This window comes from Burkholderia cepacia, assembly GCF_001718835.1.
In the GTDB taxonomy this organism is placed as follows: Bacteria; Pseudomonadota; Gammaproteobacteria; order Burkholderiales; family Burkholderiaceae; genus Burkholderia; species Burkholderia cepacia_F.
On sequence record NZ_CP013443.1, the window covers coordinates 3,183,978 to 3,209,777 of the forward strand.

Below are 25,800 nucleotides of genomic sequence, written 5' to 3' on the forward strand. Positions count from 1 at the left end.
CACGATGCCGACCAGCCCCAACCGAAAGCTCGTCGTCCTCGACCGGGACGGCGTGATCAACGTCGATTCGGATGCGTTCATCAAGACGCCCGACGAATGGATCGCGCTGCCCGGCGCCCTCGAGGCGATTGCCCGGCTCAACCACGCGGGGTATCGCGTGGTCGTCGCGACCAACCAGTCCGGCATCGGTCGCGGGCTGTTCGACATGGCCGCGCTCAACGAGATGCACCTGAAGATGCATCGCGCGGCGGCCGCGGTCGGCGCGCGTATCGACGCGGTGTTCTTCTGCCCGCACACGGCCGAGGATCACTGCGACTGCCGCAAGCCGAAACCCGGGATGATGCAGATGATCGCCGAGCGCTTCGAGATCGATCCCGATCACACGCCGGTGGTCGGCGATTCGCTGCGCGACCTGCAGGCCGGCGTCGCGGTCGGCTTCCAGCCGCACCTCGTGCTCACCGGCAAGGGCAGGAAGACGCTCGCCGCCGGCAACCTGCCGCCCGGCACGAAGGTCCACGACGACCTGCGCGCGTTCGCGCTCGATTTCCTTTCACACGAACACGAGTGATGCGGCCGCCGCGCGCATCCTCCCTAACGCCAGACTTACGCCGATGCGCTTCGTCCGCTCCCTGCTGCTGCTGATCTACTTCATCCTGTACACGGTGCCGTACGCCACCGCGTGCTTCATCGCCTTTCCGTTCATGCGCCCCGACGCGCGCTACTGGATGGCAGCCGGCTGGTGCAAGTCCACGCTATGGGTCGCGCGCTGGCTGAACGGTATCCGCTACCGGATCGAAGGCTACGAGAACCTGCCCGACGGTCCGGCCGTGCTGCTGTCGAAGCACCAGTCCGCATGGGAGACGCTCGCGTTTCCCGCGCTGATGCCCAAGCCGCTCTGCTACGTGTTCAAGCGCGAGCTGCTGTACGTGCCGTTCTTCGGCTGGGCGCTCGGGCTGCTGCACATGGTCAACATCAACCGCAAGGAAGGCAAGAACGCGTTCACGTCGGTGATCCGCCAGGGCAAGAAGCGCCTGTCGGAAGGCGCCTGGATGATCATGTTCCCGGAAGGCACGCGCACGCCGGTCGGCAAGCAGGGCAAGTACAAGACGGGAGGCGCGCGCTTCGCGATCGAAACCGGTGCGCCCGTCGTACCGATCGCGCACAATGCAGGTCGGGTGTGGCCGCGCAACTCGTTCACGAAATTCCCGGGCGTCGTCACCGTATCGATCGGCAAGCCGATCGACGTGACCGGTCTCACGCCCGATGCATTGAACTCGCAGGTCGAAGCGTGGATCGAAGCGGAAATGCGCCGGATCGATCCGGACGCCTATCGGGCGCCGGGCAGCGCCGAAAAGCGCAATGCCGCGCAAGTCTGATTCACCCGGGCCGGATCCGTTGTTGCGTACGACAAAAAGAAGCGAACTGATGAAACAGCGTCCGCGGCCACGGCCTGCCGTCGTGGCCCTCGATCATCGCCAGATGGACCTGCCGCTCTTCGACGGGCCGGCCGCCGCGCCGTCCGCGCCCACTGCGCAGCAGACGCCGCCCGAAGCGGCGCCCGTGGCGGCACCCGATCCCGGTCCCGCACCCGACCGCTCGCGCGTACGGACGTTCGCCCTCGACAGCCGCGTGCTCGAATACCGCCTGAAGCGCTCGGCGCGCCGCACGATCGGCTTCACGATCGACGGCAGCGGGCTGTCGATCACCGCGCCGCGCTGGGTCACGCTCGCCGACATCGAAGCCGCGATCGCCGAGAAGCAACGCTGGATCTTCGCGAAGCTCGCCGAGTGGAAGACGCGCACCGAGCAGCGCGCGCTGCCGCAGATCGACTGGCGCGACGGCGCGCAGCTGCCCTATCTCGGCAAGACGGTGACGATCGCGCTCGCGTCCGATGCCGGCGCGGTCGCGTTCGACGGCGATGCGCTGCGGTTGCCGCTGCCCGCGCAGGCCGACATGCAGCAGATCAAGGACCGTGTGCAGGGCTGGCTGCAGGGCGAAGCCAGGCGGATCTTCGGTGAACGCCTCGCGGTGTACGCGGAAAAGCTCGGCGTCACGTATTCGATGTATGCGCTGTCGTCGGCCGCGACGCGCTGGGGCAGCTGCTCGAGCGACGGCAAGATCCGCCTGAACTGGCGGCTGATCCATTTCCCGATGTCGATCATCGACTACGTCGTCGCGCACGAGCTGTCGCACCTGCGCGAAATGAACCACAGCCCGGCCTTCTGGCAGACCGTCGAATCGATCTTCCCCGAGTTCCGCGAAGCGCGCCACACGCTCAAGCATCACCCGCCCGAGCTGCTGCCGTCGCTGTAAATACGAACGGGCGGCGCGGAAATTCCCGCACCGCCCGTTTTGCATCGCGACGCGCATGGCGCGCCGCGAGCCGCTCATCCGGCGCTCAGTGCGCCTTCTTCTGGATGAACTCGATCTTGTAGCCGTCCGGATCCTCGACGAATGCGATCACGGTCGTGCCGTGCTTCATCGGGCCCGCTTCGCGCGTGACCTTGCCGCCTTGCGCCTTGATCCTGTCGCAGGCCGCGTACGCGTCGTCGACTTCCAGCGCCAGATGACCGAAACCCGTGCCGAGGTCGTAGGACGGGGTATCCCAGTTGTGGGTCAGCTCGATCACCGTGTTGTCGCTTTCATCGCCGTAGCCGACGAATGCGAGCGTGAACTTGCCTTCCGGATAGTCGTCGCGGCGCAGCACCTTCATGCCGAGCAACTCGGTGTAGAACTTGATAGAGCGGTCGAGATCGCCGACTCGCAGCATCGTATGCAGCAATCGCATGGGTTGTACTCCTGTGGGGACTTTCCAGAACCGGGAACTCTACCAGAGTCGGGGGGATTTCGTTGGGGGCGCCTAGCCGGGAGCGCCTAGCCGGGGGCGCCTAGCTGGGGGCGCCTAGCCGGCCCCCCCTCGGCAGCACACGCCACACCGATCGGGTAACATCGTCGCAGCTCGCCCCACGCGGCGCCTGCCGCCCGAGCGCGCTCACCTGCCCACCTCAGCCAACCGCCAGACCGCCGTGCACCACCACCGATTCGAGCGCGCCGCACGCGCCAGCCGCCCGCCCTCCCGCTCCGGCGAGGTCCGCCGATGACTACGCTCGCCGCCGTCCCCGTGCGCCGCGCGCTCGACCTGCGCGCCGTCGGCCTGATGCTGCTGCTGTGCGCGATCTGGGGCTTCCAGCAGGTCGCGATCAAGAGCACGAACGCCGCGATCGCGCCGATGTTCCAGGCCGGGCTGCGCTCGGTGATCGCGGCGGCACTGCTGTGGGGTTGGGCCCGCTCGCGCGGGACGCCGCTGTTTCAGGCGGACGGCACGTTCGGCGCGGGCGTCGCGGCCGGCGCGCTGTTCGCCGGCGAATTCATCTGCGTGTTCTTCGGGCTGACGTTGACGAGCGCGTCGCACATGGCGATCTTCCTGTACACGGCGCCGTGCTTCACCGCGCTCGGCCTGCACCTGTTCGCACCCGGCGAACGGCTGCAGCGCACGCAGTGGGCCGGCGTCGGCCTGGCATTCGCCGGCATCGCGCTCGCGTTCGCGGACGGTTTCCTGAAGCCGCGCGCGCCCGGCGCATCCGTGCTGGCCGGGCTCGCCGGCGACGCGCTCGGGATCCTCGGCGGCGCGATGTGGGCCGCGACGACCGTCGTCGTGCGCTCGACGGCGCTCGCACGGGCGAGCGCGAGCAAGACGCTGTTCTACCAGCTCGCGGTATCGGCCGCGATGCTGCTCGCGCTCGCGGCGCTGCTCGGCCAGGCCACGTTCGCGCACGTCACGCCGGTCGCGGTGGCCAGCCTCGCGTACCAGTCGGTGATCGTCGCGTTCGTCAGCTACCTGTCGTGGTTCTGGCTGCTGACGCGCTACAGCGCATCGCGGCTGTCCGTCTTCACGTTCCTGTCGCCGCTGTTCGGCGTCGCGTTCGGCGTGCTGCTGCTCGGCGAATCGGTCGGCTGGCGCTTCATGTCGGCGGCCGCGCTCGTGCTGACGGGCATCGCGCTCGTCAACGCGCCCGCGCGCAATTGAAAAAGGCTGCCCTCGGGGCAGCCTCGGAGATCAGCGTGCGTTTCCGGCGTCAGCGCCGCGCGCGTCACCCGGCCTTGCGCGCCGCCGCAAGCGCCTGCGCCACGCCGACGTATTCGGCCACGCTCACATCCTCCGCACGGCGCGCGAGATCGAAGCCGAGCGCATCGAAATCGATCGTCTCGCGATAGTCGCCGAGCGTATTGCGCAGCATCTTGCGGCGCTGCGAGAACGCGGCGGTAACGACCTCGCCGAGCAACACCGGATCGACATCCGGCAGTTCGTGCGGCTCGTACGGAATCATCCGGACGATCGCCGAATCGACCTTCGGCGGCGGCTGGAACGATTCCGGCGGCACGTCGAGCATTTTTTCCATCACGTAGCGGTACTGCAGCATCACCGACAGACGCGAAAACGCCTTCGTGCCCGGCTCCGCGACCATCCGTTCGACGACTTCGTTCTGCAGCATGAAGTGCTGGTCGATGACCGCGTCGGCGAACGTCATCAGGTGAAACAGCAGCGGGCTGGAGATGTTGTACGGCAGGTTGCCGACGATCCGCAGCGACGGCTTGTCGCCGGGTGCCGCGAGCGAACGGAAATCGAACGCGAGCGCGTCGCCAGCGTGCAGCTCGAGCAGCGCGCCGAAACGTTGCTGCAGGCGCCCGATCAGGTCGCGGTCGAGCTCGACCGCATGCAGCGGCGACTCGGGCGTCGCGAGGCGCTCGATCAGCGGCCCGGTCAGTGCGCCGAGCCCGGGGCCGATCTCGACCATGCGCTGGCCGCGCGCGGGGCCGATCGTTGCGACGATCGAGTCGATCACGCCGTGATCGACGAGGAAGTTCTGCCCGAAGCGCTTGCGCGCGAAATGGCCTTGGTGCTGTCTGCTGTTCGACATCGACTGAGTAAAACGAAAAATACGACGAATGAGGTAAAGCCGGGCCGCGTCAGGCGGTGCGGCGATGGCGCGCCATCGTGACGGCCGTGTCGAGCGCGGCGATCATGCTGCCCGGATCCGCGCGGCCCGTGCCGGCCAGATCGAGTGCCGTGCCGTGATCGACCGACGTACGGATGATCGGCAGCCCGAGTGTCACGTTGATGCCCTCGCCGAACGTCGCATACTTCAGCACGGGCAGGCCCTGGTCATGGAACATCGCGAGCACGCAATCGGCATCGGCGAGGTGGCGCGGCTGGAACAGCGTGTCGGCCGGATACGGGCCGCGCGCGTCGATGCCCTGCGCGTTCGCGCGGGCCAGTGCCGGCGAGATCACGTCGATCTCCTCGCGGCCGAGATAACCGTTCTCGCCCGCGTGCGGGTTCAGGCCCGTCACGAGAATGCGCGGCGCGGCCAGACCGAAGTCGCACCGCAGGTCGCGATCGATGATCGCGAGCGTCTCGACGAGCCCGTCGACCGTCAGTGCGGCCGACACGTCCTTCAGCGGCAAATGGGTGGTCGCGAGCGCCACGCGCAGCGGCCGGTGGCCGGTACCGGCCAGCATCATCACGACACGCGGCGTATGCGTACGCTCCGCCAGGTATTCGGTATGGCCGGTGAACGGCACGCCCGCATCGTTGATCGTGCTCTTCTGCAACGGCGCGGTGACGATCGCGTCGTACCGGCCTGCCAGCGCGCCGTCGATCGCCGCGTCGAGCAGCCCGAGCACGTAAGGGCCGTTCGCCGCGTCCAGCCTGCCCGCCTGCGCGGGCACGGCGAGCGGGCGGTGCGCGACGGCAACCTGCCCCGCCGCGACGAGCGCCGCCCAGTCCACGCCGACGGCCGCCGCACGCGCGTCGAGCAGCGCCGCATCGCCCAGCACGGTGAAATGCGCGTCGGGCCAGCGCTGCGCGGCATCACGCAGCGCCTGCACGGTCAGTTCCGGGCCGACCCCCGCGGGTTCGCCGGTCGTGATCGCGATCTGCAGCGCGGGCGTGGTCATCGGAAGCTCGCTCAGTTCGCCGGGCCGACGCCGCCGATCTTGTACTGCACGTACGACGAATCGCGCAGCTCGCGCAGCCAGTCGGCATACGCCTGCTCGGCCTTGCGCTGGCCGATCGCCTGACGCGCGATATCCATCTGCTGCTGCACCGAACCTTCCGCTTCGCGGCGGCTCAGCACCTGGATCAGGTGATAACCGTACTCGGTACGGATCGGCTGGCTGATCTGGCCGTCCTGCAGGCTGTTCATCGCGCGCTCGAATTCCGGCACGGTCTCGCCGGGGCTGATCCAGCCGAGATCGCCGCCCTGCGACGCCGAACCGTCCTGCGAATACGTGCGCGCGAACTTCGCGAAATCGCCGCCGGCCTCGACCTGGTTGCGGATGTCGGCCAGTTGCTGGCGCGCCTGGCCTTCGGACTTGCCTTCGCCCACGCGCAACAGGATGTGGCGCACGTGCGTCTGGACGATCTTCGGTGCCGCGGCCGACGCGCCCTGGCTCTGGCGACGATCGACGAGACGCACGATCTCGAAGCCGTCCGGCACGCGGATCAGCGTCGGGTTGACCTGGCCCGGGCGCAGCTTCGATGCGGCGTCGACGACGTCGGCCGGCAGCGCGCTCGGCGACTTGAAGCCGAGGTCGCCGCCCTTCTTCGCGTCGTTCGCTTCCGAATTGTTCTTCGCGAGCTTCTCGAAATCGGCCCCCGACTTCGCCTGCTGCAGCAACGCGTCGGCCTTCTTCTGCGCGGCTTCGATGTCGGCCTGCGGCGCGTTGGTCGGCGCCTTGATGAAGATGTGCTGGAAGCGCAGGTCCTGCTGCTGCGACGCGTTCGGCCCGCGCTGGCTCGCGATGTAGTTCGCGACCTCGGCGTCCGACACCGTGATCTTGCCGTCGACCTCGCGCTCGCGCAGCTTCGACAGCATCAGTTCGGTGCGCGCATCGCTCGTGAAGATGCTCCAGGGCACGCCTTGCGCCTCGAGACGCGCGCGGTACTGGTCGAGCGTCATGCCGTTCGCCTGCGCGAGGCGCTGCAGCGTGGACTGTACCGTCGCGTCGTCGATGCGGATCCCGTCGTCCTTGGCCTTCTGCACCTGGATACGCTCGAGCACCATCTGGTTCAGCACCTGCGCGCGCAACTGGTCGGTCGGCGGCACGGGGGCGTTCTGCTGCTGCAGCCGGCGCGCGATCAGGCCGGCACGCTGGTCGAGTTCGCGGCCCGTGATCACGTCGTTGTTGACGACCGCGACGACTTCGTCGGCGAGCTGCGCACCTTGCGAACCGAGCGCCTGCGCCGCGGCCGGCGCGGAGGCGAGCAGCGCGGCGGCCGCAGCGAGACTGGACACGACTGCCGCGAAACGAAGGGTTTTCTTCATTGCCACTGGAACTCCATTGAAATCGTGCTGACCGGTGCAGACAAGCCGGCGTTACTCGTAGTTGCTGAAGCGGGACATCGGCGGCGGCGGCGGCGGCAGCGGCGTGTAGCCCGGCACCCCGGCACGGAACGCGGACACGAGGCCGTTGTCGACGGTCGACAGGCCCTTGAGCGTGAGCTGCATCATGAAGCGCGTCGACGAATTCTGCTGTCCGGACGAATTGATGCCGTTCGCCGCCCGCTGCACCCCGACCCCGAGCGCCCAGCAATCCGCGTCGTATTGTAAGCCGACCAGACCGTCGACCACGCGATCGCCGGCGAGATCGTAGTTGAAGCGGCCGATCGCATACAGGCGGCGCGTGAGCGGCCATTGCGCGGACACCAGGAACTGGTTGATCGGCTGGTTGTCGAGCGTGGTGTTCGCACGCGTATAGCGGTAGCCGACGTTGATCACGCGGCGCTCGCCCGGGCTGTAGCCGAAACCGACGCTCGACTTCACGAGCTGGTTGTTGTTCTGGTTGTACTGGAACGCCGTCTCGGACATGAACCCCGAGCCGAGCTTCAGCGCGGCCCCGACGATCAGATCCGAGTGGCGCGCCAGCACCGCACTCTGCCCGGCATTCAGCGTGACGCGCTGATCGGCGAAGTAGTACTGCTGCGCGATCACGAAACGCGCACGCTCGTCGCCGGTGCGCGGATCGATGAAGCGCGACGTCAGGCCGGCCGTGATGCGGTTCGCATCGGCGATCCGGTCGTTGCCGACGAACGTGTTCGGCTGGTAGATCTCCGCGAGGCCGAAGTCCGATTCCGCGGTGTCGAACAGCGGCGCGTTCGACTGGTCGCGATACGGCGTGTACACGTAGTACAGGCGCGGCTCGAGGGTCTGGATGAAATCCTGGCCGAACAGGCGCACCGAGCGGTCGAAGATCAGGCCCGAATCGAAGCTCACGGTCGGGATCGACTCGGTGAAGCGCTTCGGGCTGTTCGGCGTTTTCGACGACAGGTAGTTCAGGTCGTACGACGCGAGGTGGTACTGGACCTTCGGCACGACGAAGTAGCCGGGACCGTACACGCCGTACGAAATGTACGGATTGAAGACGACCCGGTCGCCTTCGGTCGCGTCGGCCGTCGTGATGCGGAAGCGCGAATAGTCGGCTTCCGCGCCGAAGTCGAAGCCGCCCACGTTGTACTTCGTGTACTTCACGTTCAACTGCGGCTCGCGGCTGTACGGCGCGATCGACGGCGGCAGCGTCTGCCAGTGCTGGTAGCGCGCGAGCACCGACCACGGGCCGTTGTTGTACGTGAGGCCCGCTTCCTGCTGGTACAGCGTCTGCGTCCCGTTGATGAACTGGTTCGACGAACCCAGTTGCTCGGGATACAGATTGTCCGAGACCTTGTTGTAGTAGACGTAGCCGCCGAAGCCGCCGCCGAAGTTCTGCTGGTGCTGCCAGAAGATCGCGTAGCGGTTGCGGTGCTCGAGCCGGTCATCCGGCAGGTAATTGGCCGTGAACGTGCCCGAATACGACGGCGACAGGTAGCGGAACGTCGCCTCGGTCATCACGCCGCGCCGCGAGATGATGCGCGGCGTGAGCGTCAGGTCGCGGTTCGGCGCGATGTTGAAGTAGTACGGCAGCGTCAGCTCGAAGCCGTTGCTCGAGTTCACCGAGAACGTCGGCGGCAGCAGGCCGCTGCGCCGCTCGCCCGACAGCGGGAACGTCATCCACGGGCTCGCGAAGATCGGCACGCCCTGGAAGAACAGCACGCCGTTGCGCGCGGTGCCTTCGTCGGCGCCCGTATCGAAGTCGAAGCGGCTGCCCTTGATGTACCACGCGGGGTTCGTCGAGCACTGGCACGCGGTATAGGTACCGTTGACGAACACCGAGCGCTCGTTGTCGACCATGTCGACACGCTCCGCGCTGCCCGAGCCGCCCGTCACGTTGAAGTGATACTTCGGCGCCGTCATGAAGCCCTGGTTCGCCTCGATCTTCAGGTGCGCCTCGGGGCCCGCGAACGACGTGCCGGAATTGATCACCCTGACCTGGCCGTACGCATCGGCCATGTCGGTATCCTGATCGTAGTGGATCGCGTCGGCCTTCACGACGGCGTCACCGCGCCGCAGCTCGGCCGAACCCTTGGCGGCGAGATCCTGCTCGGCCGTACCGCTCGTGTGGTCGGCGATCACGAAGGCGGCCGGCTTCGCGCCCTCCTTCAGCGGACGATCCTCGAGCTGGGGCGCGAGACGCAGATCCCACGGCGAGTCGAGCGGCTGCGGCTGCGCGGCCGCGCCCGACAGCTGCGCGTACGACACGGCCGGCACGAGGCCGGGCACGGCCAGGAGCGCGAGCGCGATCCGCCGTTTGCGCGGCACCCCGTCACCGGGGAAAACATTCGGGAATAGCGGTTTGGGCGGCATCTATCGTTTGGCGAATCGCCCCTTGTCAACCGCGCCGTCGCGGCAGATTCGCACACGGCGGGCCGCGCCGTCGCACCGCGACTGCGGCTGAGCGCAAACCGGGGAGGCGATCGGGTGGCGGCGCGACAGGCGGCGGGCCTGCACGGCGGAAAGCTGACGCGGGGCGCGTCAAAAAAGTCGTGGGGTATTATATGGCAAGACGTTCCCCCCTCCTCCGAGTTTCATGACGCCCCCATCCGCCGCATCCCAGCCCGACGCCCGCCTCGAAGCGCTCACCGCGTGGCTGCACCCGCTCGCCGAGCGCTATGCGCTTGACCTGTCGACCCTCGCGCCCGCCTCGTCGGACGCCAGTTTCCGCCGCTATTTCCGGATTGCGTCGGCCACGCGCGCCGGCGGCACGCTGATCGTCGTCGACGCGCCGCCGCCCGAGAAGTGCCGCGAGTTCGTCCAGGTCGCGCAGCTGCTCGCCGCGGCCGGCGACCACGTGCCGGACGTGCTGGCCCACGATTTCGACGCCGGTTTCATGCTCGTGACCGATCTCGGCCGCACGTCGTACATCTCGGTGCTCGATCCGGCCGACCCGGCCGCCGCGAAACCGCTGATGCGCGAAGCGCTCGACGCACTGATCCGCTTCCAGCTCACGTCGAAACCCGACGTGCTGCCGCCGTTCGACGAGGCGTTCCTGCGCCGCGAGATGGAGCTGATGCCCGAATGGTTCGTCGGCCGCCATCTCGGCAAGCCCGTCACCGACGCGATGCGCGGCACGCTCGACCGCACCTTCGCGCTGCTGGTCGCGAGCGCCCACGCGCAGCCGCAGGGTTTCATGCTGCGCGACTTCATGCCGCGCAACCTGATGGTGTGCGAGCCGAACCCGGGCATCCTCGACTTCCAGGACGCCGTCTACGGGCCGCTGACGTACGACGTCGTGTCGCTGCTGCGCGACGCCTTCATCAGCTGGGACGAGGCGTTCGAGCTCGACTGCTTCGCGTACTACTGGGAAAAGGCGAAAAAGGCCGGGCTGCCGGTCGATCCCGATTTCGGCGAGTTCTACCGCCAGCTCGAATGGATGGGGCTGCAGCGCCACATCAAGGTGCTCGGCCTGTTCGCGCGCATCAATTACCGCGACGGCAAGCCCCATTACCTGGACGACCTGCCGCGCTTCATCGCGTATGCGCGCAAGGTCGCGCTGCGCTACCGCCCGCTCGTGCCGTTCGCGAAGCTGCTCGACGAGCTCGAGGGCAACGCGCCGGCCGACGTCGGCTATACGTTCTGAAGATGAGCCCATCCCTCACCACAGCGATGATCTTCGCCGCCGGGCGCGGCGAACGGATGCGCCCGCTCACCGACACCCGCCCGAAGCCGCTCCTCGAAGCGGGCGGCAAGCCGCTGATCGTGTGGCAGATCGAAGCGCTCGCACGCGCGGGTATCGAGACGATCGTGATCAACCACGCGTGGCTCGGCGAACAGATCGAGGCCGCACTCGGCGACGGGTCGCGCTGGGGCGTGCGGCTCGTGTATTCGGCCGAAGGCGAGGCACTGGAAACCGCGGGCGGCATCGCACAGGCGTTGCCGCTGCTCGAGCGCGACGGACGACCGGCCGTGTTCGCGGCGGTCAGCGGCGACGTGTACTGCGCGTTCGACTACCGGACGCTCGCGCCGCGCGCCGCCCGGATGGCCGCGCTCGACGCGCCTGCGATGCACCTCGTGATGGTACCGAACCCGCCGTTCCACCCGGCCGGCGACTTCGCGCTCGGCGACGACGGCCGCCTGGCGCTCGACGGCGCCGCGCGCTTTACGTTCGGCAACATCGGCCTGTACGACACGCGGATGTTCCGCGATCTCGCGCCCGGCACGCGGCGCGCGCTGACGCCGTACTATCGCGCGGCGATCGAAGCCGGCCGCGCGAGCGGCGAACTGTACGAAGGTATTTGGGAGAACGTCGGCACGCCCGCGCAGCTCGGCGAGCTCGACGCGCGGCTGCGCGCCGCGGGCTGATCGCGAACGGGCCGGGCGGGGCCTTTGCGCTGCGCAAGCCGCCCAAGCCGCCCGAGCCGCTCAAACCTCCTCGGCCTCTTCCCCGCCCGCCGCCGCGCGCTGCTGCTGCAGCGCCCACATCTGCGCATACAACCCGTCGGCGCGCACGAGTTCGTCGTGCGTGCCGCGCTCGACGATCCGCCCGTGATCCATCACGAGGATCTGCTGCGCGTGCACGACCGTCGACAGCCGGTGCGCGATCACGAGCGTCGTGCGATGCCGCGCGATCTGGTCGAGCTCGTGCTGGATCGCCCGCTCCGAGCGCGAATCGAGCGCCGAAGTCGCCTCGTCGAACAGCAGCACCGGCGGATCCTTCAACAGCGTGCGCGCGATCGCGACACGCTGCTTCTCGCCGCCCGACAGCTTCAACCCGCGCTCGCCGACCGGCGTGTCATAACCCTTCGGCAAGCTTTCGATGAAATCGTGGATGTGCGCTGCGCGCGCGGCCGCGATCACCTCGTCGCGGGTCGCGCTCGGCCGGCCGTACGCGATGTTGTAGTAGATCGAGTCGTTGAACAGCACGGTGTCCTGCGGCACGATCCCGATCGACGCACGCAGCGAGTCCTGCGTGACGTCGCGGATGTCCTGGCCGTCGATCCGGATCGCGCCGCCCGCCTGCCGGTCGAGATCGTAGAAGCGGAACAGCAGCCGCGACAGCGTCGACTTCCCGGAGCCGCTGTGGCCGACCACGGCAGTCGTCGTGCCCGCGTCGATCGTGAAGGACACGTCGTGCAGGATCGGCCGCGACGCCTCGTACGCGAAATTCACGTGCTCGAAGCGCACCTGCGCGCCGGCGACCGCGAGCGGCCGTGCATCGGGCAGGTCGGCCACTTCCTTCGCGGCCGACAGCAGCCCGAACATCCGGTCCATGTCGGTCAGGCTTTGCTTCAGCTCGCGATAGACGACGCCGAGAAAGTTCAGCGGAATGTACAGCTGCAGCATGAACGTGTTGATCAGCACGAGATCGCCGAGCGTCAGCTTGCCCGCGAGCACGCCCTGCGTCGCGCGCCACAGGATGAACACGAGCCCCGTGCCGATGATCGCCTGCTGGCCGAAGTTCAGCACCGACAGCGAATTCTGCGAACGGATCGCGGCCTTCCGGTAGCGCTTCAGGTTCTCGTCGTAGCGCTGCGCTTCCCACTCCTCGTTGCCGAAATACTTGACCGTCTCGTAGTTGATCAGCGAATCGATCGCGCGCGAATTCGCACGCGAATCGAGTTCGTTCATCGTGCGGCGGAAATGCGTGCGCCAGTTGGTGACCTTCACCGTGAACACGATGTACGTGACCAGCGCCGCGAACGTCACGTACGCGTAATAGGCCTCGTACTTGACCACGAAGAAGCCGAGCACGAGCCCGACCTCGACGAGCGTCGGCAGGATGCTGTACAGCGAATACGAAATCAGCTGCTGGATGCCGCGCGTACCGCGCTCGATGTCGCGCGACATGCCGCCCGTCTGGCGTTCCAGGTGAAACCGCAGCGACAGCCCGTGCAGGTGCCGGAACACCTGCAGCGCGAGCTGGCGCACCGCGCTCTCGGTGACCTTCGAGAACAGGATTTCGCGCAGCTCGGTGAACAGCGACGTCGACAGCCGCACGAGCGCATACGCGACGACCAGCAGCCCCACGCCGCCCGCGAGCACGATGCCGGCCGACTGTTCGGCGCGGCCGAGCGCGGTGATCTGCTGGACGTACGACAGGTGGTCGACGATGCGCTTCATCACGACCGGCACGCCGAGGTTCGCGACCTTCGCGCCGATCAGGCAGCCGAGCGCGAGCGCGACGCGCCATTTGTAGGTGGTCAGGTACGGCAGCAGCGACCGGATGGTCTGCCAGTCGTTGCGGGGCCCGGTCGAAGCCGGCGCGGGCTCGCCGGAAGCAGGAAATCGGCGCATGGGGGACGGGGAGCTCGGCAGTGCGGGCCGTGCTCGACGGCCGCCGGCTCGCTCACTTTCTCGTACAATTTGCGAACGTTGTATTGTCGCAGAAGCCGCTTCGCGCCGCTGCCGGCGCCCTCGCCGGCCGCGCGCGCAGGCCGGTGCGTTTTATTACAGGATGAAAGCATCGCCATGACCGACTCCCCGCTCGCCCTCCCGCAAAAACAGCCCGCGCTGCGCGTCGTCCCGCAACCGCACGACGCGAACGTCCACGGCGACGTATTCGGCGGCTGGATCATGTCGCAGGTCGACATCGCCGGCTCGATCCCCGCGAGCCAGCGCGCGAACGGTCGCGTCGCGACGGTCGCGGTCAACTCGTTCGTGTTCAAGCAGCCGGTGTTCGTCGGCGACCTGCTGAGCTTCTACGCGACCATCACGCGCACCGGCAACACGTCGATCACGGTCGACGTCGAGGTGTACGCGCAGCGCATGCGCCTGATGGGTGAAGTCGTGAAGGTCACCGAAGCGACGCTCACCTACGTCGCGACCGGCCCCGATCGCAAGCCGCGGCAACTGCCGCCGCTCGAATGAGCGTGCCGCGCCTTGGCGCGGCATGACACGCGTCGGCCGCCGCCTCAGTGCGTGGCCGTCAGCCCGAACTCCCGCATCGCGGGCAGGAAATCGTGGTTCAGCTTCGGCTTGCGCGACAGCTTCACCAGCACGTAGCGCTGGAACGGCGCAAGCCGCTGCCACTGCGCGAGCTCGGGCGCCGTCAGCCCGGCCAGCGCGCTCTGCTGCACGAGCGACTCCGGCACGATGTCGGTGGCACGCCAGGCCGGCTGCTCGTCGGGCTGGAACCACGAGGGTTCCAGATCCGCGTGCGTGCGCAGCATTTCGAACAGCGCGTGATCGAAGTTGGGCTCGATCGCGGTGTCGTCGTCGGCCGGAAAGCGTGCGAGCAGCTTGCGGTCCTCGAGCGGCAGCAGTTGCCACTGCTCCAGCGAAATCCGCAGACCGAAACGGTCGAGATTGAAACGCACGATCATCGGGATGTACGTGAAGTTTTCCGACGATTCGCGTTCGAAATTGAAGAGCAACGGTACGTCGCTAAGTCCCATGGCATTACCCGAAGTGGCGGATGCCGGCGCGGCCGGCTTGCCTGGGGTATTTTAGAACCTCTGCGCACGAACGGCGGAAGCGATCGTCGTCCTGCCCCGCGCCAGTCAACCGTACGGGAGTCTCAGTGAATCCGACCGAATCCGCCGAACCGCGCGGCGCGATCGAACTGTCCGTGCGCCGCACGCGCGGCGGCGCCGTCGAAACCGCGCACGACTACGTGGGCCAGGAATGGCCCGTCGCACTCGTCTTCAACGGCATCTCGCACGCGGTGATGATGTGTACGCCGTGCGACCTCGAAGCGTTCGCGGTCGGTTTCGCGATCTCGGAAGGGATCGTCGCGCGCGGCAGCGACATCAAGGACATCGAGGTGATCCTGCACGCCGACGCACCGCTGCCGCATGCGGAAGTCCACCTGGAGGTCGTCCAGCAGGCGTTCGCCGCGCTGAAGGACCGGCGCCGCGCGCTCGCGGGGCGCACCGGCTGCGGCGTATGCGGGATCGAAAGCATCGACCTGCTCGACCTCGCGCCCGAACCTGTGCCCGATACGGGCTTTCTCGCGCGCCTCGCCCCCGACGCGCTGACGCGCGCGGCGCAGGCGCTGCCGGCCCATCAGGCGCTCACGCGGCTCACGGGCGGCCTGCATGCGGCCGCGTGGTGCGACGCAACAGGCGCGATCCGGATGGCGTTCGAGGACGTCGGCCGCCACAACGCGCTCGACAAGCTGATCGGCTCGCTCGTGCTGTCGCGCGCCGACGCGACCGACGGCTTCGTGTTCCTGTCGAGCCGCGCGAGCTACGAGCTCGTGCGCAAGGCCGCACGGGTCGGCATCCCGCTGGTGGCGACGATCTCCGCGCCGTCGTCGCTCGCGATCGAGATCGCGAAGGCGGCCGGCTTGCGGCTCGTCAGCTTCTGCCGCGAGACAGGCTACGTGGATTACGACACGGCGTGAGGGCGCGCGGCGCCCGCCGCGCCCGCCGGCTCCGGCACGGCGGCCGGCGTCAGCGGCTCCTGCGCCGGCTCGCTCGTCAGGTTGCCGACGTAGTCGGTCCAGAGCTTGCGATCGGTGTCGTAGAGCTTGCAGCGGCGGGCCGTGTCGAAATACCAGCGCCAGCTGAAGCGCTGCACGACGATGCGCCCGGGCAGCATGTCCTCCAGCTTCGCCTGCGCCGGCTTGAGCCGGTACAGCGGCACGCTCATGTCGACGTGGTGGGCCGTGTGCTCCATGATGTGATGCAGCAGGCCGCCGATGCCGAACGGGAACGTCAGGTGCAGCGTGGTCGACACGAACGGCGCGGCGTTCGACCATTCGGCCCGGTTCGCATGCCACGCGATGCGCGGATCGGTATGGTGGACGTACACGACGAACCCGATCATCGAGCACCAGAACAGGAACGGCACGAGCACGCCGGTCGCGAGCAGCAGCGCGACGGGCTGCTGCGTCGCCAGCGCGACCCACACGACGGCGGCGATCCACACGGCCGCGAAGCCGGTCACCAGCAGGCAGTCGCGGCTGAACACGGGCCGCGACGCGCCGATATAGCGCTTGGTCGGGAAATACATCCGCAGCCACCAGATCTCGACGAAATAGTAGAGCCCCGGCGCCCAGCCGCTTCGGTAGATGCGGTCCAGCAGCCGGCGCGTCGGCGACAGCGCCGCGTATTCGGCCGGCGTATGCGGCGCCCACACGAAATCGAAGCCCTTCAGGTTCGTGTAGCCGTGGTGCACCACGTTGTGCCCGACTTCCCACAGGCTGTACGGCGTCAGCGACGGCAGGAACGCGATGCGGCCGAGCCAGCGGTTCAGCCGGCGGTTGGGCGTCAGGCTCTGGTGGCACGCATCGTGCCCGATGATGAAGAGCCGCCCGGTGATGAAGCCGGCCGCCATCCCGCAGACGACCTTGCCGACGATCGACGGGATCAGCAGCGCGCCCGCGAACGCCGCGAACAGCAGCAGGTAGTCGAGCACGAGCAGGAGGATCGGGCGCACGATCTCGCGCGCGGCGAACGGCACGAGCCACGAGCGGATGACCTTGCGATGCGGCATCGGCGCGTCGGCGCGAACGGGTGTCTGGGAATCGTTATTGGCCATGATGCAGAAAGGCGCGCAGACCGCGCGCCCCCGAGAGAAAACCAGCCGTGCAAGGACACGGCGCGAATACGTGAACGGGATGCCGGTTACCGCGACATCATGTTCATGCTGACGTTGTGCATCACCCACAGCGTCCCGACGATCAGGATCAGCGCGGTGAGCACCGTGTAGCTGAACGCCATCACGTTCCAGCGCTGGCTCGACGACGTGTTCATGTGCAGGAAGCACACGAGGTGCACGAGGATCTGCGCGAACGCGAGCACCGCCAGCGCGATGATCGCCGCTTTCGGCGCCAGCACGCCGCCCATCACGAGGCCGAACGACGCGGCCGTGAGCAGCACCGACAGGACGAAACCGACGATGTAGCCGCCGGCCGTGCCGTGCGCTTCATCGTGGTGAATGAGTTCCGAATGGGCCATTTAGATCACGCTCGCGAGATAGACGAAGGAAAACACGCAGATCCAGACGATGTCGAGGAAGTGCCAGAAGAGGCTCAGGCAGGTGAGGCGCCGGAAGTCGCGTTCCGTCATGCCGGGGCCGCGGGCGATCTGCACGACGAGCACGACCATCCACAACAGGCCGACGGCCACGTGCAGCCCGTGCGTGCCGACCAGCGCGAAGAACGCCGACAGGAACGCGCTGCGCCCAGGCCCCGCGCCTTCCGCGATCAGGTGCGAGAACTCGCGCAGCTCCATCGCGAGGAACGCGACGCCGAGCACGAACGTCACCGCGAGCCAGACGAACACCGCGCCGCGCCGGCGGCGCTGCGCGCCGAGCATCGCGAAGCCGTACGTGATGCTGGAGAGCAGCAGCGCGGCGGTCTCGAGCGCGACGCCCGGGATGTCGAACAGGTCCTTCGCGGTCGGGCCGCCGGCGTACTGGTTGCCGAGCACCGCGAAGGTCGCGAACAGCGATGCGAAGATCACGCAGTCGGTCATCAGGTACAGCCAGAAGCCGAACACCGAATGCGACGGCGGATGATGGTGCGCCGCCGGATGACGGGCGCCGCCCGTGAGAGTTTGATACGACATCAGTTCGCCTCCAGTTCGGCTTCCGGCGACGGCGCGCGCATCCGCACGCCCGCGCGTTGTTCCTCGATCTTGCGGACGGTATCCGCCGGAATGTAATAGCCTTCGTTGTCCTGCGCGCTGTACAGCACCACCGTCGCGACGATGCCGACGAGCGACGCGATCGCGAGCCACCAGATGTGCCAGACGAGCGCGAAGCCGAGCAGCAGGCTGAACACGCCGACGAACAGGCCGGCGCTCGTGTTGGACGGCATGTGGATGTCCTGGTACGTGACGTTCTTGCCGAGGCCGAGGCCCTTCGCCTTGCGATACGCGAGCTCGTCGAGTTCGTGCACGTCCGGAATCACCGCGAAGTTGTAGACGGCCGGCGGCGACGACGTCGCCCATTCGAGCGTGCGGCCGTTCCACGGGTCGCCGCTCACGTCGCGATACTGCGCTTGCGCGCGGTTGCGCCAGCCGACCCAAACCGATGCGACCTGGAACACCACGCCGAGCGCGATCAGCACCACGCCGCACGCGGCGACCAGCAGCCACGGATGCCACGCCGGGTTGTCATAGTGGTTCAGGCGGCGCGTCATGCCCATGAAGCCGAGCACGTAGAGCGGCATGAACGCGACGTAGAAGCCGGTGAGCCAGCACCAGAACGCGCGCTTGCCTTGCTTCTCGTCGAGCTTGAAGCCGAACACCTTCGGGAACCAGAAATGGACGCCCGCGAAATAGCCGAACACGACGCCGCCGATGATCGTGTTATGGAAGTGCGCGATCAGGAACAGGCTGTTGTGCAGCACGAAGTCCGCGCCGGGTATCGCCAGCATCACGCCGGTCATCCCGCCGAGCGTGAACGTGACCATGAAGCCGATCGTCCACAGCACCGGCACCGTGAACTCGACGCGGCCGCGGTACATCGTGAACAGCCAGTTGAAGATCTTCACGCCGGTCGGGATCGCGATGATCATCGTCATGATGCCGAAGAACGCGTTGACGTCGGCGCCCGAGCCCATCGTGAAGAAGTGATGCAGCCACACGAGGAACGCCAGCACCATGATCGCGCACGACGCGTACACCATCGTCTTGTAGCCGAACAGCGGCTTCTTCGCGAACGTCGCGATGACTTCCGAATAGATCCCGAACGCGGGCAGCACGAGGATGTACACCTCCGGATGGCCCCACGCCCAGATCAGGTTCAGGTACAGCATCGCGTTGCCGCCGGCATCGTTCGTGAAGAAGTGCATGTCGAGGTAGCGATCGAGGCCGAGCAGCGCGAGCGCAACCGCCAGGATCGGGAACGTCGCCATGATCAGCACGTTCGAGCACAGCGCGGTCCACGTGAACACCGGCATCTTCATCAGCGTCATGCCCGGCGCGCGCATCTTGATGATCGTCACGAAGAAGTTGATCGACGTGATCAGCGTGCCGACGCCGGAAATCTGCAGCGCCCACAGGTAGTAGTCGACCCCTACCCCCGGACTGAACTGCAGCTCCGACAGCGGCGGATACGCGAGCCAGCCCACCTGCGCGAATTCGCCGATCACGAGCGAAACGTTCATCAGGATCGCGGCGACCGCCGTCATCCAGAACGAGAGCGAGTTCAGGAACGGGAACGCGACGTCGCGCGCGCCGATCTGCAGCGGAACGATCAGGTTGAAGAACGCGACCAGCAGCGCCATCGCCATGAAGAAGATCATGATCACGCCGTGTGCCGTGAAGACCTGGTCATAGTGGTGCGGCGGCAGGTAGCCGGGCCCGTTGTACGCGAGCGCGAGCTGCATGCGCATCATGATTGCGTCCGCGAAGCCGCGCAGCAGCATCAGCACCGCGACGACCAGGTACATCACGCCGATCTTCTTGTGATCGACCGACGTCAGCCATTCGCTCCATAGCCATTTCCACCGGCCGGTGACCGTCAGCGCGACGACGATGCCCAGCACGACGAGCCCCATGAAGGCGCTCGCCCCCATGATGATGGGCTGGTCGAACGGGATCGCCGAAAGTGTCAGTTTGCCGAACATGCGTTACCCCTTCGTCGTACAGGCGGCGTCCTTCAGGTCGAGGACGTGGCCGTTGTTGTATTTCGCGATGATGTTGTGAAACAGCTTCGGATCGACCGACGAGAAGTAGCGCACCGGCGCCTTCTCGCTCGGCTGCGCGACGGTGCCGTACACGGTCGCGTCGAGCCGGTCGGGCGAGGCCTTCACCTTCTGCACCCACGCGTCGAACTGCTCGCGCGGCTCGGCGAGCGTGCGGAATTTCATGTCGGAGAAGCCGCGGCCGCTGTAGTTGGAGGACACGCCCGCGTAGTCGCCCGCTTCGTCGGCGATCAGGTGCAGGCGCGTCTGCATGCCGGCCATCGCGTAGACCTGGGTGCCGAGCTGCGGGATGAAGAACGAGTTCATCACCGAATCCGACGTGATGCGGAAGTTCACCGGCGTGCCGACCGGAATCGCGAGCTGGTTCACCGACGCGATGCCGAGTTCCGGATAGATGAACAGCCACTTCCAGTCGAGCGCGACGACTTCGACGTCGATCGGCTTGACCGACGACTGGAGCGGCTTGTACGGGTCGAGCTCATGCGTGGTCTTCCACGTGAGGATGCCGAGATAGAGGATGATCAGCGTCGGCACGGTCCAGATCACGACCTCGATCGCCGTCGAATGCGACCAGTTAGGCGCATAGGTCGCGCTGCGGTTCGACGCGCGGTAGCGCCACGCGAACCACAGCGTGAGCAGGATCACCGGCACGACGACGATCAGCATCGCCCAGGTGGACGTCGCGATCAGCGCTTTCTCCGCGACGCCCACCGCGCCCTTGGGGTCGAGCACGTGAAGGTCGCTGCATCCGGCCAGTCCCGCCAGTATCGCGATGACGGGGGCCGCCCGCGCACCGCCGGTGATTCGTCTGATCATGGTTCGTTTGCCTGAGTGTCGTTGAGAAGGACTGCCAGGCCGCGCGCCGCCAATGCGCGACGCGTGATGACCACGGCAGCCTGCCGCGCGAACTGTACGGAAAATTGCCGCACTGCATCTTGACGGTGGACAAACTTCGCCTGCTTGCGCCACATCCTCCCCGAACCGGACCAGGCGCCCGCCCTTGCGATTGCCGGCGGGGGCTGATGGAGAAAGGACGAGGGCGTTCGGCACGCGTCCCGGGGAAATCGGGCGGACAGCCGAGAAGCGGTGGACATTTCGGCGACGCACCGCAACATCGACGATGCCTACATTCGGTGGTGCGCCGGCTGCGGGCAGCGGCGCCACGTGGCTCGGGCGGCCCGCGACGCGATCATCACCGCGCGGCGTCGGGCGGATGCGGGGAACGGCGGCGCACCCCGCCACCTCGCGGCGGGGCGCGCTCGGGCCGGCGTGTCGAACCGCGCGTCAGTCGCGTCAGGCAGCCGGTCCGGCGGCGGAAATTGCGATGCTCGCACCGGGCGCGCTCCGGGTGGCCCGGACGATCAATGCGGCGTTTTCATGGACGTTGTCGCGGTCGAGCATCGCCAGATGATGACCATGACCGCCCAGTTCGCTCACCGTGCCGGTCGAGAGACGGCGCCACGTCCCCGCGACATCCCGATCGACTTCGCTCGCGCTCGACGCGCTCAGCAACAGGATGTCGGCGTTGATCGGCCGATCATGCACGACGCCGTCGAGATAATTGCGGTAACGGACGATTTTCCGTTCGGCGACTCGGCGCACGTCGACGATACCCGCCAACGACGCGGCCAGTTCCGACAGGAAGCCGATGTCGAACAGGTAGTCCACAAACGATCCCGCGTATTGCTCCAGTTCGGCCTCGCCGCGACGAATGACATGCGTGCGCGGCGCGGTATCCATCAGCACCAGGCGTCGAACTTCGACGCCCATCGATTCCAGGCGCTGCGTCACTTCGTAGGCCAGGTTTCCGCCTGCGGAATAGCCGAGCAGCGTAACGGGCTGCCGGGAAGTCGCTCGCGCGATTCGCTCGGCGTAATCCGCCGGCGGATCCTTGCTCGGGATGAAATCGAAGGACGTGACCGCGTAATCGGGCAGCGCCGCCTCGAGTCCCTTGAAGATAAGCCCCCAACCGGACAAGGGCGGAAAGGCAAAGAGACGTGGGCGCGTGTCGTCGCCGGCATCGGCCGCCGCGGCATCGACCGCCGCGGCATCTGCGTACTCGCGCCGGGCCAGGCTCACTGCTGCCATGATCGCCGACAGCGAGTCGCATTGCGCCAGCGTCACCGCTGGCACCGCGCAATGCGCGGCGTGCTCGAGAAAGTGGCCCAATGCGATCGCCGCCAGCGAATCGACATGCAGTAACGAATCGGGGTCAACGTCGCCGCCGCATACGCCGATGTCATGCAGGAATTCCGCCACGCGTGCGCCCAGATCGTCTCCGGACCTGCCCGGGCGTGTGGATCGAAGCCCGGTCAGCGAATCGAGCAGGCGGGCCTTGTCGACCTTTCCGTTCGCCGTCATCGGCATCGACCGAACCGGGATGAATTGCCGCGGGATGAGCGCCGGGGGCAGGCGCTCGGCGAGATGACGGCCGAGTTCGCGTGCATCGAGCGGCGCATCCCCGGCCGGCACGTAAAACGCCACCAACCGTCGCGACAACTGCGTGTCTCCGACCGGCAGCACCTTGGTTCGCAGTATGCCGGCGACGTCGTTCAGCAACGCTTCGATCTCGGCAGGATTCACCAGCACGCCGCGGATCTTCACCTGATCGTCCTTGCGCCCGGACAGCGTCAGCACGCCTGCCTCGTCGACAAATCCGAGATCTCCGGTGAAATAGACACCGTCCGCAGAGCCGGGAATATCGACGAAACGCGCCGTCTGGTCCGCGGTTGCGCCGAGATATCCCGACGAGCGATAAGGGGTCTGGATGACGACTTCCCCCACCTGCATGGGCATGCACGGCTTCAAGTCGTCGCCCAATACGTGACACCTGACCTCGTCCAGCGGGCGGCCGACAGGAACCGGATTGCGATGCGCGTGGCGGTCTACGCGATGAAAGAACTTCGCCAGCGTGGTTTCGGTAGGACCGTACAGATTCACCAGACCGACGTTCGGCGCCGTGGCGTGCAGCAGCGCCGCCACTTCGGCCGGCATCGGCTCGCCGGCGGAAAATACATGCCGCAACGCGCTCAGTGGCTCGCCCACGCCGCGCGCCTGCAGCCACGCCTGCAGCCGGGTAGGCGTCACGTGCAGGCAGGTGATCGCCCGCTCCGCGCAGGTGGTCAGCGGATTGCTCATGTCGTTCGGCGCAACGTGCAGGCATCCCCCCGCGGTCAGGACGAGAAAAATATCGCGCAACACGACGTCGAAGGTCGTATTGGTCGTCACGAGACAGTGGTCGGACGGTCCGATCCGGAACGCATCGCGTTGCCACGCGAGGAAATGGGACAGGCCTGCGTGATTGCCGAGGATGGCCTTCGGCGTGCCGGTGGAACCCGAACTGCAGAAGATATAGGCGTCGGGCACGGTAAGCGGCGCGTTCGCAACGGCGTCGACGTCGCCGGTCGACGCGCGCGAGACGAACGCGCCTGCGTCGCACGCGTCGATGACCGGCACCCCATATTCCTGCGCCGCAACGCCTCCGGTCGCGAACAGGTGGCGCGTGCCGGTTTGCGCGATCAGCGCCCGGTTTCGCAGCGACGGCGCCGCGGCGTCGATCGGAAACGCGATGGCGCCCGCCAGCCACGTCCCGAGCATCGCCGAGACGAACGGGATCGATACCGGACCGGACAGTGCCACCACATCGCCCGGATTCACCCCATTGCGCTCCAGCAGACGGCGCTGCGCGATCGCAAGCGCGACAAGCTCGCCATAGCTGCACGTCCCCTGGTCTTCGCGTATCGCGACGGCATCGGCATGCAACGCCGCGATTTCCGCGATGCGCGCGGTCAGATGCGGTCTGGTTCGCACCGGGTGCCCGCGCAAACCGCGGAACCACGACGAATTTCGAATCTCGGCAAGCAGCGGTGAATCGGCCTGTGACACGGCATTCCTTTCAAGGGAGATCGCGGGTTGAATGGCGCGACGCATGTCGCACGCGGAACCGGACGGATGGCACGCACCGAGGCAACCGCGCGCCGGCGCGCCCGTTGTCGTCGTCAAGGTTGGGCAGCGTCGAGATCGTGCAGCAAACGCATGCCCGGATTGCGCTTTCCGAAGATCAGCCCGCCCACGTAGCGTCGGTAGCAGACGAACACGCCGTCCATCTGAACGGTTTCGCGCCCGTGAAATGCGCTGATATCGCCTTCAGTATGGTTGGCATAGGTCAGCGCGCCTCTTTGATGATTCTCCGGACCGCGAGTCGGAAAGGCCAACGGCGGATTTCTCAGCGCCTCCCGAAGAAACGCGAAGAGCTCGTGCTTGATATCGACATACTCCTGGTACACCCCGCCTCGATAGGTCATCCCCCAGACCGGCACCTCGTCATACCAGACCGTTTCCATGCCGACATCGACGATCTCGCCGAAGTACTGATCCTCGTATCGGAACGAACCGCACTCGAACTGATAGTTTTTCGATGCAGGACTCTTGGACGGCATGCGACGCGCATCGGCGGCAAACGTGTGTCGCTTCGCCTCCACCAGGAACGAACAGAGCGCACGCATCGACAGCTCGTCAATCATTGTGTTTCTCCTGACCATGGCAATCCGCCGCGAACGTTGCATTCAGCGTTCGCTCGCGCACGATTCGATAACGAAAGCGACCGGCATGCCTGCCGGGTCATCCCTGCAGCGCAACGGCGAATTGCTCCGCAGACGGCACCTGCAGCACCTCATAGCCGATTCGATTGACGAGATGCGTGCGGCTGAAGCCGTCGATCGGCGCGTGATCCGGCTCGATCGATTTCTGCAGCACCCGCGCGCCCGGCACGTCGGCCGCAGGCTGGCCGGCAAACGCGAAGCGAACGCCGTAGCAGGACGGCCGATGGCCGTCTGCGCGGGCCGCGGCAAGGTCGCTTCCGAGCTTGACCGTGATCATCGCTTTCTCGAGATGCACGCCGAATGCAAGATTGACCAGTGTCGAAATACGATCTCCGGCCACGCGGCAGCCCGCTTCGATGACTGCCATCGTGCCGTCGGGCGAAACCTTGAACTCGATGTGCACGATCGAATTCCGTACACGCGCCGCATCGAGCAGGCGCCGGGCCGCATCCTCGACCTGCGCTCGCAACGCGCCCTCCAGCAGCGCGGGCCCTGACAGATGCCCGATCTCGTCGAAATTGGGCAGCGGGGACAGGAACTTGCGGGTGACGAACAGGTGTTCGATGCGCGCGTCCTGGACCACGACTTCCGCGCTGTATTCGTCTCCGTGGAAATACGCCTCGAGCAGGCACTCGCCCGCGAAGCTCATGCCGGTCGACAGCGCGACCCTGTCGGCAAAGATCGCGGCCGCGTTGCGTTCAATCTCGTCGGCGCTGTGGTTGAGCGTGACGTACCAGGAGCCGGCCATGTCGGCCGGTTTGCTCACGACCGGATAGCGATCGATGTCGACGATCAGTTCGCGCAGTTCGGCGATGCTGCTTGCGGCGCCATACAGCCGCGGTTGCGGGACGCCGTGCTGCGCGAATGCATGCCGCATCCTGGCCTTGTTGCGAAGCACGGAGGGATCGCCATCCATCGAGCAGCGCAATCCGAGCGCGCGCGCGACGCTGTCGGCTGCCGCCACCGAGAATTCGCCGCCGGCGACCACCGCGTCGATGTGCCCGAAGCTCGCGAGTGCCTCGATCAGCGCCGTCGCGTCATTGTCGATTCGTTCGACGCAAATGGTACGGTAACGATCGAGCTGCCAGGTGTCGTACGGAATATTGGACACGCCGGGGATCGCGAAGCACGCTTCGACGCCGAGTTCCGCCGCCGCTTGCGCATAACGCTCGCAGGCGTCGAAGGTCAGGGGAGCAATGATCAGGACGCTCTTCATGAAATCTCTCAG

23 protein-coding genes are annotated in these 25,800 nt (G+C 66.9%); 8 read left to right on the forward strand and 15 right to left on the reverse strand.

The window, feature by feature from the left end; genetic code table 11:
* The first annotated feature begins 4 nt into the window (after positions 1–4).
* The 3 genes from gmhB to WT26_RS17900 are packed head-to-tail and all read left to right on the forward strand — an operon-like array spanning position 5 to position 2,313.
* On the forward strand, positions 5–568 hold the full coding sequence (gene gmhB, locus WT26_RS17890; RefSeq protein WP_059525945.1) for a D-glycero-beta-D-manno-heptose 1,7-bisphosphate 7-phosphatase: 564 nt from the start codon (positions 5–7) through the stop codon (positions 566–568).
* A gap of 43 nt (positions 569–611) precedes the next feature.
* Complete coding sequence (locus WT26_RS17895; protein WP_069273422.1) at positions 612–1,376, forward strand: lysophospholipid acyltransferase family protein; 765 nt, start codon at positions 612–614, stop codon at positions 1,374–1,376.
* A 49-nt stretch (positions 1,377–1,425) separates the two neighbouring features.
* Positions 1,426–2,313, forward strand: coding sequence for a M48 family metallopeptidase (locus tag WT26_RS17900; RefSeq protein ID WP_069273423.1), 888 nt, complete (start codon positions 1,426–1,428; stop codon positions 2,311–2,313).
* 85 nt (positions 2,314–2,398) lie between these two features.
* On the opposite strand, the gene gloA is transcribed toward WT26_RS17900, so the two are convergent.
* Entirely contained in the window at positions 2,399–2,788 is a 390-nt protein-coding gene (gene gloA / locus WT26_RS17905; RefSeq protein WP_069273424.1) for a lactoylglutathione lyase, read from the reverse strand.
* A gap of 309 nt (positions 2,789–3,097) precedes the next feature.
* On the opposite strand from gloA, the gene WT26_RS17910 reads away from it, so the two are divergent.
* Positions 3,098–4,027 (forward strand): DMT family transporter, encoded by a 930-nt coding sequence (locus tag WT26_RS17910; RefSeq protein WP_069273425.1) that lies wholly within the window; start codon positions 3,098–3,100, stop codon positions 4,025–4,027.
* Positions 4,028–4,091: 64 nt separating this feature from the next.
* Here the strand turns inward: WT26_RS17910 and rsmA are convergent, their stop codons facing one another.
* Genes rsmA through WT26_RS17930 form a run of 4 tightly spaced genes read right to left on the reverse strand, consistent with a single transcriptional unit; the run spans position 4,092 to position 9,740 of the window.
* Complete coding sequence (gene rsmA / locus WT26_RS17915; RefSeq protein WP_069273426.1) at positions 4,092–4,919, reverse strand: 16S rRNA (adenine(1518)-N(6)/adenine(1519)-N(6))-dimethyltransferase RsmA; 828 nt, start codon at positions 4,917–4,919, stop codon at positions 4,092–4,094.
* Between the two features lie 49 nt (positions 4,920–4,968).
* Complete coding sequence (pdxA, locus tag WT26_RS17920; protein WP_069273427.1) at positions 4,969–5,958, reverse strand: 4-hydroxythreonine-4-phosphate dehydrogenase PdxA; 990 nt, start codon at positions 5,956–5,958, stop codon at positions 4,969–4,971.
* 11 nt (positions 5,959–5,969) lie between these two features.
* Positions 5,970–7,328: a peptidylprolyl isomerase gene (locus tag WT26_RS17925; RefSeq protein WP_059525955.1), complete on the reverse strand. Its 1,359-nt coding sequence runs from the start codon at positions 7,326–7,328 to the stop codon at positions 5,970–5,972.
* Positions 7,329–7,379: 51 nt separating this feature from the next.
* The gene (locus WT26_RS17930; RefSeq protein ID WP_069273428.1) at positions 7,380–9,740 is read right to left on the reverse strand and encodes an LPS-assembly protein LptD; all 2,361 of its coding nucleotides are present in this window, start codon (positions 9,738–9,740) and stop codon (positions 7,380–7,382) included.
* Positions 9,741–9,963: 223 nt separating this feature from the next.
* On the opposite strand from WT26_RS17930, the gene WT26_RS17935 reads away from it, so the two are divergent.
* Entirely contained in the window at positions 9,964–11,013 is a 1,050-nt protein-coding gene (locus WT26_RS17935; RefSeq protein ID WP_059664593.1) for an aminoglycoside phosphotransferase family protein, read from the forward strand.
* Positions 11,014–11,015: 2 nt separating this feature from the next.
* Positions 11,016–11,735: an N-acetylmuramate alpha-1-phosphate uridylyltransferase MurU gene (gene murU, locus WT26_RS17940; protein WP_069273429.1), complete on the forward strand. Its 720-nt coding sequence runs from the start codon at positions 11,016–11,018 to the stop codon at positions 11,733–11,735.
* Positions 11,736–11,795: 60 nt separating this feature from the next.
* Here murU and WT26_RS17945 read toward each other — a convergent pair whose 3' ends face one another.
* Positions 11,796–13,667 (reverse strand): ABCB family ABC transporter ATP-binding protein/permease, encoded by a 1,872-nt coding sequence (locus WT26_RS17945; protein ID WP_069273430.1) that lies wholly within the window; start codon positions 13,665–13,667, stop codon positions 11,796–11,798.
* 174 nt (positions 13,668–13,841) lie between these two features.
* On the opposite strand from WT26_RS17945, the gene WT26_RS17950 reads away from it, so the two are divergent.
* Positions 13,842–14,240 carry an acyl-CoA thioesterase gene (locus WT26_RS17950; RefSeq protein ID WP_069273431.1) on the forward strand — a complete coding sequence of 133 codons (399 nt, stop codon included), beginning with the start codon at positions 13,842–13,844 and terminating at the stop codon, positions 14,238–14,240.
* A gap of 44 nt (positions 14,241–14,284) precedes the next feature.
* Here WT26_RS17950 and WT26_RS17955 read toward each other — a convergent pair whose 3' ends face one another.
* Positions 14,285–14,767, reverse strand: coding sequence for a nitrate reductase associated protein (locus WT26_RS17955; RefSeq protein ID WP_069273432.1), 483 nt, complete (start codon positions 14,765–14,767; stop codon positions 14,285–14,287).
* A 125-nt stretch (positions 14,768–14,892) separates the two neighbouring features.
* Between WT26_RS17955 and fdhD the strand changes: the two genes are divergently transcribed.
* Positions 14,893–15,717 carry a formate dehydrogenase accessory sulfurtransferase FdhD gene (gene fdhD / locus WT26_RS17960; RefSeq protein WP_069273433.1) on the forward strand — a complete coding sequence of 275 codons (825 nt, stop codon included), beginning with the start codon at positions 14,893–14,895 and terminating at the stop codon, positions 15,715–15,717.
* Here fdhD and WT26_RS17965 read toward each other — a convergent pair.
* The 8 genes from WT26_RS17965 to WT26_RS18000 form a co-directional block, all read right to left on the reverse strand.
* Entirely contained in the window at positions 15,702–16,856 is a 1,155-nt protein-coding gene (locus WT26_RS17965) for a fatty acid desaturase (protein WP_069270530.1), read from the reverse strand. The two genes, fdhD and WT26_RS17965, sit on opposite strands and share 16 nt — an antisense overlap.
* An 86-nt stretch (positions 16,857–16,942) precedes the next feature.
* Complete coding sequence (cyoD, locus tag WT26_RS17970) at positions 16,943–17,275, reverse strand: cytochrome o ubiquinol oxidase subunit IV (protein ID WP_042586271.1); 333 nt, start codon at positions 17,273–17,275, stop codon at positions 16,943–16,945.
* The gene (cyoC, locus tag WT26_RS17975) at positions 17,276–17,887 is read right to left on the reverse strand and encodes a cytochrome o ubiquinol oxidase subunit III (RefSeq protein WP_069270531.1); all 612 of its coding nucleotides are present in this window, start codon (positions 17,885–17,887) and stop codon (positions 17,276–17,278) included.
* Positions 17,887–19,893, reverse strand: coding sequence for a cytochrome o ubiquinol oxidase subunit I (cyoB, locus tag WT26_RS17980; RefSeq protein ID WP_069273434.1), 2,007 nt, complete (start codon positions 19,891–19,893; stop codon positions 17,887–17,889). Before cyoB ends, cyoC begins: the two co-directional genes overlap by 1 nt.
* Positions 19,894–19,896: 3 nt before the next feature.
* The gene (gene cyoA, locus WT26_RS17985; RefSeq protein WP_069273435.1) at positions 19,897–20,787 is read right to left on the reverse strand and encodes a ubiquinol oxidase subunit II; all 891 of its coding nucleotides are present in this window, start codon (positions 20,785–20,787) and stop codon (positions 19,897–19,899) included.
* Between the two features lie 477 nt (positions 20,788–21,264).
* Positions 21,265–23,901 (reverse strand): AMP-binding protein, encoded by a 2,637-nt coding sequence (locus tag WT26_RS17990; protein WP_155123125.1) that lies wholly within the window; start codon positions 23,899–23,901, stop codon positions 21,265–21,267.
* A 68-nt stretch (positions 23,902–23,969) separates the two neighbouring features.
* Positions 23,970–24,494 carry a DUF5680 domain-containing protein gene (locus tag WT26_RS17995; RefSeq protein ID WP_059652653.1) on the reverse strand — a complete coding sequence of 175 codons (525 nt, stop codon included), beginning with the start codon at positions 24,492–24,494 and terminating at the stop codon, positions 23,970–23,972.
* A 97-nt stretch (positions 24,495–24,591) separates the two neighbouring features.
* Complete coding sequence (locus tag WT26_RS18000; RefSeq protein WP_060138833.1) at positions 24,592–25,788, reverse strand: ATP-grasp domain-containing protein; 1,197 nt, start codon at positions 25,786–25,788, stop codon at positions 24,592–24,594.
* Between the last annotated feature and the right edge of the window lie 12 nt (positions 25,789–25,800).